Here is a 7,867-nt window from a genome sequence, read left to right as displayed (position 1 = left end):
TGATATGCTCCCCTTTAGGTAGACAGGTGAAATAATAAAACCTGTTTATCAAGGGGAGTTTTTTCATGTCCAAAATAAATGAGTACTGTGTGGAAGAGAAATTAGCCATTTTGAAGGAGCATGAAGCAGGACAGGGATCACGTAATGAGATCGCCTGTAAATATAACATTAACGTCAGTACTTTAAAGGAATGGCAACGTCGTTATAAACTGTACGGAGTCGAAGGTCTAGCATGTCGTGCAGAGAATAAGAGCTACTCAGCGGAACTTAAACTTCAGGCGGTTCAAGATTATCTATCTGGAAAGTACTCACAGAATGAAATCATAAGGAAGTACCGTATGGCAAGCCGTACTCAACTCCGAAACTGGATTAAGAAGTATAATAGTCATAGCGGTCTAAGACCGTATAAGAACGGGGGCGGAGCCGCTATGACAAAGGGACGGAAAACGACTTGGGAAGAACGAATGGACATCGTAATGTATTGCCTTTCGCAAAATCGAAACTATCAAAAAACAGTTGAAAAGTATCACGTTTCTTATCAGCAAGTTTATGGTTGGGTAAAGAAGTACGAAGCAGATGGCGAGAACGCTTTACGCGATGGTAGAGGGCGCACGAAGGCACCTGAAGAGCTAACCGAGGCCGATCAGCAAAAGCTCGCCATGAAGAAACTGGAGTACGAAAATGAGCGGCTTCGGGCGGAGAATGCTTTTTTAAAAAAGTTACAGGAGTTTCAAAGGAGGCGTCGCTAAGCGGGCATCGACAGGAAAACATTTACCTCGCTATCCAAGCCGTGCAGCAGGCAGAATCGCTTAGCATACAGCTTCTGTGCAAGGTTGCAGGGATTCCAAGGTCAAGTTATTACAAGTGGCTCAATCACAAGCCTAGCCAACGTCAATTGGAGAACCAGGACCTGACGGCGGTCATGATGGCATTGTATGAGAAGGTTGAAGGCACCTTCGGTTACCGTCAATTGACGCTGCATATGCGTCGACAAACGGAGAAGCAGATTAACCATAAACGCGTGTATCGTCTGATGAAGATAAAAGGGATTCAATCCGTTATTCGTAGGAAGAAAAAGAAATATGAGCATTCTACGCCGCAACATGTTGCTGAGAACGTATTAAACCGTCAGTTTCAGGCGGAAGCACCGAACGAAAAGTGGCTGACGGACGTCACTGAATTTAAGTATGGCCATGGTCAGAAAGCCTATTTAAGCGCAATTCTCGACCTTCATGATAAATCGATTGTTTCTTATGTACTGGGGCATTCCAATAATAATCCGCTCGTGTTTAAAACATTAAAGTTGGCGCTAAAGGCAGCACCAAAGAGCAAAGCGCTCCTTCATAGTGATCGGGGCTTCCAGTACACGTCTCCGGGTTTTAAGAGAATGTTGGATAAGGCAAAGCTAAAGCAGAGCATGTCACGAGTTGGGCGTTGTATTGATAATGGACCTATGGAATCCTTTTGGGGAACGTTGAAATGTGAAAAGTACTATTTACATAAATACCAGACCTTTGAACAGCTAAAGAACGACATTGATGATTATATCCGCTTTTACAATTACGAACGATTACAGAAAAAACTAAACGGCCTCAGTCCCATTGAATATAGGGCTAAGGCCGCTTCATAGATCTTTATTTTTTTGTACTGTCTACTTGACGGGGAGCAGTTCAAGGTTGGTTGGCTCTTTGCTGGCTTTACAATAATGGAGCGCCCACGGAGTAGCCGACGATCAAAAGCAGCAGCACGGTTATGTGGTTAAGCGAGAATATGAACATCGAACGTGCCCATTTCTCTTCCTGCTTCCGCCGATAACCGTTAATGCTGAGTATGAGCCAGCCCAGGCTCAGGAGCGCATTCGCAATGGCAATGTAAGGATTAAAGGACCAGAACAAGAAGCTGCTCATAAACAATGCAACCAAATACACGTTCATCTGCACGTATGTTCTTTTAATTCCTTTGACAACGGGCAGCATCGGTATGTTAGCCGCCCGGTACTCCTCCATGCGGCGAATCCCGATGGCGTAAAAATGCGGCATCTGCCAGATGACCATCAACACGAACAACGCAATGGCGCCGGGATGAAAAATATCCGGAGAAATCGCGGCCCAGCCGATCAGCGGAGGCATTGCGCCGGACAAGCTTCCAACCTCCGTGTTATAGATGGTTCTGCGCTTCGTCCACATGGTGTAAGGCACAACGTAGAGGAACAGTCCCAGAAACCCCATTAAAGCGGATAGCGGAGAAGCGATATACAGCGCGACAAGACCGCCGAGCGCGATCCAGCCCCCCATAATCAGTCCGCTCCAAGTATCGATGATGCCGGAAACGGTCGGCCTGTTTTTTGTCCGATCCATAATACTGTCGATATCGCGGTCGTACAGGTTATTGAAGATGCCGGCTGCGCCGATCACGAGCGCTGAACCGATCAATGCCAACGCGATATTGCCGATCCGATCCATAAACGGGATGTCATGAACGAACAGCGCCATGGTAAGGCCTGCGACCATCGCGATGAGGTTCGACTTGATGATGCCAATTTTTATCGTTTCGAAGAGTACCTTCGTGACTGAAGTTGGAATTGGTTCGACACTAACCGTATTGCCTTGGACACGCATGACGGTAACACTCCCCCTAAAGTAATTTCACTTCTTAAAGTGAGTGTTCAAAAAGTTCGGTTTTCAGCACCGAGAAGATGGAATGAAAGTAGAAACTGAGGAGCGGAGCGTAGTGGAAGCTACGTGAGCACCGGAAGTTTCGCTTGCGTTCCATATTCGATGTCGAGTAGGCTTCGTGGCATACTTCGTGATCAAAAGCGGACTTTTTGAACTACCTATATAAGGTTACCATATTGTGCCCATGATTTGCGGTTCGTCAAACCAACCCTCATCATTCTGTCATAAATGTTTGTCGCTTTGGTGAATAAAAGGATTATAAATGGCTAATTATCCGTAAATTTGCGGATTTTGACGGCGGCACTCCTCCATGACCATCATTTGCTGGCGGACCTGCTGAGGCGTAATTTCCAGCTCCGCCCCCTCGGTAATCGATCGATACAGCATCATGTAGACCTTTTCCGTCATATCCTCGAACGGCGTTTTGCCCTCTTCCAGCGCTAAGCTCCAGCTGTCCTCATGCCAGATTAACGTTTCGTTGCAATAGGCGGGAAGACCGTCCTTGCCGAACAGCGGCTCTTTGATCAGTTGCTGCTCGGGAGCCTCTTTCGGCTTGAAATATTTCCATTCCAATTGCTGCGCCGTGCCGCGGAGGCCGCCGTTCGTGCCTTGAATGTTGAATGGCTCGCGACCGTAAGTACAGCATGAGGAAATTTCAAGGTCGATCGTCGGACGTCCTTGGCCTCTCATAATGAGCTTGACATAGTCCTCCGCGTCGCCGAATGTGTTCGCGCGGTCCATTATACAGGTTACTTGCGGCATGATATCCGTTCCGAACAGTTGCAGCGCCTGATCAACGGGATGCGGACCCGTATTGAGCAGATTGCCGCCGTTGTTGCTCTGCAGCGTCTGCCAATCCCAGCGGCGGGCGAAGCCGTTAAGCGTGAAATTCACTTGTACAATGCGTCCAAGCACGCCGGACTCGATGACTTCACGGATCTTCGTAAACGCATGCTGATAACGGGATTGCTGGAAGATCGCTATTAATTTGCCGGAACGTTCGGAGGCTTCGATTAATTTGTCGACTTCTTCCGCCGTCTTGGCAAGCGGCTTCTCGCACAGAACATTAAACCCGCGATTTAGCAATTCCAGCGAAATCGAGAAATGCTGATGGCTTGGCGATGCGTTAACAACGAGATCAAGCTCCTCGTTTTGAACCATTTCCTCCCAACTCGCGTAGGCGTTACAGCCATACTCTTGCCTTGCAAGCTCCTGGCGCTCGGGCATGGAATCGGCTACCGCCGCGATTGTGTAATACTCGGAAATCTGGACAAGAAGATTGCCATGAATGTTGCGTCCGCTGCGCCCTTGCCCGATAATTCCTACCTTCAATGCTTTATTCGTCATAGGTAAGCTCCTCTTCTCGTCATGAGATCAATTTATGGGTTATGTCCAAAGGTTTTTTTGTATTCCGTGGGCGTAATTCCCGTACGTTTCTTAAAGGTCCGAATAAAATGGCTCAAATGATGAAAACCTACCTGGAAGCCGATTTGAGTAATCGTATGCGAATCCCTCCGAATAAGCTCCATCGCCCGTTCGATTCGAACCTCGTTCATAAAATCGATAAACGTCTGCCCCGTTTCCTTCTTGAACATATGACTGAAGTAGGCAGGCGCCATATTGGCAATAAGAGCGCCGTGCTCCAGCGGGATATCCTGGCTGTAATTGTTATAGACGTACCGCTTGACCTCATCGATTGGATGCTGGTCGGCGAGCGCAGGCCTGCTGGCCGGCTTTCTCCACAATCTGCGGTATTCTCGGTCGATTAAAATCAGCAGCTTAATGAGGCTGGTGCGGACAGAGTATTCGTATCCGGCCTCGCGATGCTCAAGCTCGTCCTGAATATCCTGCAGAAGCTGCTCGACGAGCGGCTGTTTGCTATTGTCGATGTGCAGCCAGGGCTGATGCAAGGCAGCCGTGTCCTCATGCCGGGATTGCTGAAAAAAAGGTTGGAGCGTCTCGGCGAACGGCTTCAGTTCCTCCCGCACTAAAAAAGGCATGAAATCGAGAAGCACGATTTCGAATGGTTTGTCCTCAATCGCGCTTAAGCTGTGCTCAATGCCGGGCAAAATGATAAATATATCGCCTCGGTTGACCATGAGCGACTTGCCGCGCAGCTGATGATTGCAAACACCTCCAAGCACATAAGCAATCTGCACATATTCGTGGACATGCAGGGGCTGCTTAAGCTCCATGTTCGTGTGGCGTATGATTTTAAAGGGAAAGTCCTTGCTGAGCATATCCTTGCTTTGAAAATAAGGCATCTCCATATCCATACCACCAGTCGAAAACGAACTTTTTGAACACTCAATTATAGTGCCTCTTATAGCTAGCATATTTCAAACGGCTGAGGATAACAATCTGTTTTCAGCGGGACATGCGGCCCAGCATTTTTTTGATGAAGTGAAAATCGTGCTCCAGCCGTTCGTAGGCTGGAAACGGCGCATGACATTCCAGCGTGACCCAATCCTTGTAGCCTTTATCGAGAAGCGCGTCGAACAGAGGCTGATGATCGGCTTCTCCTTCTCCCAGGCGGCTTTGCAGAAAACTTTCCTCGCCCCGATGGGTCAAGTTTACGAAGGTGCCAGGCTCGCCGGCTTTTTCGATCCGCCGTTCGTCCTTGACATGCACGTGAAATAAATGTTTGCCCAGCTTGTCGACCGAATCGCGACCGTAATCCGTATCGGTAATGTACATATTACCGGCATCGTGAATCATGCCGACATTATCGTGTTTCAGCAGGCCGAGCAGGCGCAGGCTGCTGTCTACGGTCTCTACCAGCGACAGGTTATGGATTTCCAATACAATCCTGATGCCCAACGCTTCGGCTTCCGCTGCGCACTTATCCAGCCAGTGAGCCGCTTTGGCAAAGTGATAATCATGGGCGAGAAAGGCGTTCGGTCCGCCCGGCATCACGCGGATCATAGAGGCGCCAAGCTCGTCTGCAATGGGAAGCATCCGCTTGAAATCGTCAAATGCCTTCTCGGCTTCTATATCGCTTGCCGTAGAGAAACCGCCCATATATCCGGCCAGAGCCGGAATCTCCAAGCCCAGGCTGTCCGCCAGCGTTTTCATTTCCTGTACGCGCGGCAGGCTCGTCGTAGGAGACAGGTGCGGCTCGCGCACGGCGATTTCGATACCGTCCATGCCAAGCCGCTTCGTCAACTGCATTGCCTCCTGAATGCTATGGTCTATAAAAACTCCGCTAAACGCTGCAAATTTCATCGATTTCCCTCCTGCAACTTTTACGATCCATGATACACCAACTCGCCGGATTTATAGGTTTGCTCTAGTCGGATCCGCTCGCCGTCCCTTCGGTAGAGAACGAAGTCGGCCGGGGCGCCTGCGGCCAAACCTACAGCCGCGGACAGCTTCATGAAGCCCGCCGGCCTTACAGACGCCATGTCCCAGGCTTCCGCCAATTCGGCGAGCCCACGATTCGTTAGATGCTCGATGCCCCACAGCAGCATTTGCGCCGAACCGGCCAAAATTTGCTCATTGCGGGCGAGATGAAGCTTGCCCTCCGGCGTCAACACCACTTCCCCTCCTACAGGGGTCGTGTAAGCTCCGTCGGGTAAACCGCTTAGAGAGACCGCGTCGCTGACCAGCATCGCTTGCTCTCCCTTCACCTTGAGCACGACTTTTAACACCTGATCCGGCAAGTGAAAGCCGTCAGCGATTACGCAGCTCCACAGGCGGTCTTGCGCCAGCTGCTCCCAAATGTAATTGGGATGGCGGGGCAACATGAGATGGGCTCCGTTGCCGAGATGCGTCGACATTCGCGCGCCGGCTTCGACCGCAGCCTGAATTTGCTCAGCCGTTGCGGAGGTGTGCCCGATCGACACCGTTATTCCATGCTTCGCGCAGCGCTCGATAAACGGTACGCTCTCCGGCCATTCGGGCGAGAGGGTCACGATCCGTATCCGTCCGCCGGAGGCCTCCTGCCAGCGGCTAAAAAGTTCCCAATCCGGCGGCCTTACATAATCGCGGTTGTGCGCGCCCCGGACGCCGTCATGCGGCGAGATAAACGGTCCCTCCAGATGAATGCCGGCAATGCCGCGGGCCGCTGCCGCATCCTGTCCGCATACGCGGGCGATTGTTTCCATTGCCGCCTGGATCGCTTCGCCGCTGTTCGTAATGACGGTCGGATAAAAAGAAGTGACGCCTTGCTCCCATAGCTTGCGGACCGCTTCGCTTATGGCTTCCTCCGGAATAGGCAACTGGTTAAAGTCATATCCGCTGTACCCGTTAATCTGCAGATCCACGAGACCCGGGGCGATAGTCGGCAGCTCTTCCTTGTTCTCCACGGCTATCGATTCGATCGCAGCAAAACATCCGCGCTCTATCCGGATCGATACCGGTTCTCCTGTCGAGTAGTGGACGGCCTTCACCGCCTGCTGCCGATTAAGAGATTCCATAGGAGTCATAGTCCACGTACAAAGTGCAATCGGGATGGTTCCGCAAACTAGTGGATGGGCATTCCGTCGAGACCGGCCCGTTTAGTGTACGGTTGACCGCATTTCGTTTCGTCGGTCCCGGGACGCTGCAGAACAGGTGGGCCCCCGACAACAGCGCGGGAATCGTAAGCGTCAGCGCATGAGTCGGAACCGCTTCAAATGTCGGGAAACAACCGTCATTTACCTGCTGCTGGCGGCAGGCGTCGTCCAGTTCCACCGCTTTAATTGCAAACGGGTCGTTAAAGTCGGCGACAGGCGGATCGTTAAAGGCAATATGTCCGTTCTCCCCGATGCCGAGGCAAACAATATCGATCGGCGCTTCCTGCAGCAATCCGCCGTATCGGCTGCATTCGCCGTCAATCGTATTTGAGCTGTCGATCAGGTGAACCGCGCCAGGCTTTACCTTGTCAAACAGCCGTTCGCACAAAAAACGGCTGAATTTCTGAGGCGCATCATTCGGCAGTCCGATATATTCATCCATATGAAAGGCCGTAATGCGCGACCAGTCGATTTCCTTATCCCGCGCCAGCTGCTCCAGCAGTTCGTTCTGCGACGGGGCTGCCGCGAATATCATCCGGATGCCCGCTTTCCGGGACAGCAGCTCCTTGATCTTGGCGGCAACGTCCATCCCTGCTGCCGCGCCAAGCGCACCTCGATCCTTAAATACGGAAACCTTCAACGCGTCTACCGTTTCTGTCCGTACTGCAAGCTGTTCACTCATATTCTTGCTCCTCT

At 51.1% G+C, this 7,867-nt stretch carries 7 protein-coding genes; 1 reads left to right on the top strand and 6 read right to left on the bottom strand.

Annotation, left to right across the window (positions count from 1 at the left end; translation table 11 throughout):
- Positions 1–65 precede the first annotated feature (65 nt).
- Positions 66–1,630, top strand: a protein-coding gene (locus B1748_RS11685; protein WP_087568076.1) for an IS3 family transposase whose coding sequence is annotated in 2 segments (ribosomal slippage) — positions 66–702 and positions 702–1,630 — 1,566 coding nt in all. Because the reading frame shifts where the segments join, the coding sequence is not laid out codon by codon here.
- A 67-nt stretch (positions 1,631–1,697) separates the two neighbouring features.
- Here the strand turns inward: B1748_RS11685 and cyoE are convergent.
- The 6 genes from cyoE to B1748_RS11655 form a co-directional block, all read right to left on the bottom strand.
- Positions 1,698–2,618, bottom strand: a complete 921-nt coding sequence (cyoE, locus tag B1748_RS11680; protein ID WP_087568075.1) for a heme o synthase — start codon at positions 2,616–2,618, stop codon at positions 1,698–1,700.
- A gap of 327 nt (positions 2,619–2,945) precedes the next feature.
- The gene (locus B1748_RS11675) at positions 2,946–4,022 is read right to left on the bottom strand and encodes a Gfo/Idh/MocA family protein (RefSeq protein ID WP_087568074.1); all 1,077 of its coding nucleotides are present in this window, start codon (positions 4,020–4,022) and stop codon (positions 2,946–2,948) included.
- A 32-nt stretch (positions 4,023–4,054) separates the two neighbouring features.
- A complete protein-coding gene (locus B1748_RS11670) occupies positions 4,055–4,945 on the bottom strand; it encodes a helix-turn-helix transcriptional regulator (RefSeq protein WP_179215536.1) in 891 nt (296 codons plus the stop codon).
- 97 nt (positions 4,946–5,042) lie between these two features.
- Positions 5,043–5,900 (bottom strand): sugar phosphate isomerase/epimerase family protein, encoded by an 858-nt coding sequence (locus B1748_RS11665; RefSeq protein WP_087568072.1) that lies wholly within the window; start codon positions 5,898–5,900, stop codon positions 5,043–5,045.
- A 20-nt stretch (positions 5,901–5,920) separates the two neighbouring features.
- A complete protein-coding gene (locus tag B1748_RS11660) occupies positions 5,921–7,093 on the bottom strand; it encodes an N-acetylglucosamine-6-phosphate deacetylase (RefSeq protein WP_087568071.1) in 1,173 nt (390 codons plus the stop codon).
- Entirely contained in the window at positions 7,080–7,853 is a 774-nt protein-coding gene (locus B1748_RS11655; protein WP_087568070.1) for a glucosamine-6-phosphate deaminase, read from the bottom strand. Before B1748_RS11655 ends, B1748_RS11660 begins: the two co-directional genes overlap by 14 nt.
- Positions 7,854–7,867: the final 14 nt, after the last annotated feature.

Source organism: Paenibacillus sp. MY03 (genome assembly GCF_002165585.1).
Lineage (GTDB): Bacteria > Bacillota > Bacilli > Paenibacillales > Paenibacillaceae > Pristimantibacillus > Pristimantibacillus agaridevorans.
This window is presented reverse-complemented; position numbering and strand designations above follow the sequence as displayed.

Coding starts and splice junctions, on each gene's coding strand:
- cyoE (WP_087568075.1), bottom strand. CDS start 2,618: ATGCGTGTCCAAGGCAATACGGTTAGTGTCGAACCAATTCCAACTTCA.
- B1748_RS11675 (WP_087568074.1), bottom strand. CDS start 4,022: ATGACGAATAAAGCATTGAAGGTAGGAATTATCGGGCAAGGGCGCAGC.
- B1748_RS11670 (WP_179215536.1), bottom strand. CDS start 4,945: ATGGAGATGCCTTATTTTCAAAGCAAGGATATGCTCAGCAAGGACTTT.
- B1748_RS11665 (WP_087568072.1), bottom strand. CDS start 5,900: ATGAAATTTGCAGCGTTTAGCGGAGTTTTTATAGACCATAGCATTCAG.
- B1748_RS11660 (WP_087568071.1), bottom strand. CDS start 7,093: ATGGAATCTCTTAATCGGCAGCAGGCGGTGAAGGCCGTCCACTACTCG.
- B1748_RS11655 (WP_087568070.1), bottom strand. CDS start 7,853: ATGAGTGAACAGCTTGCAGTACGGACAGAAACGGTAGACGCGTTGAAG.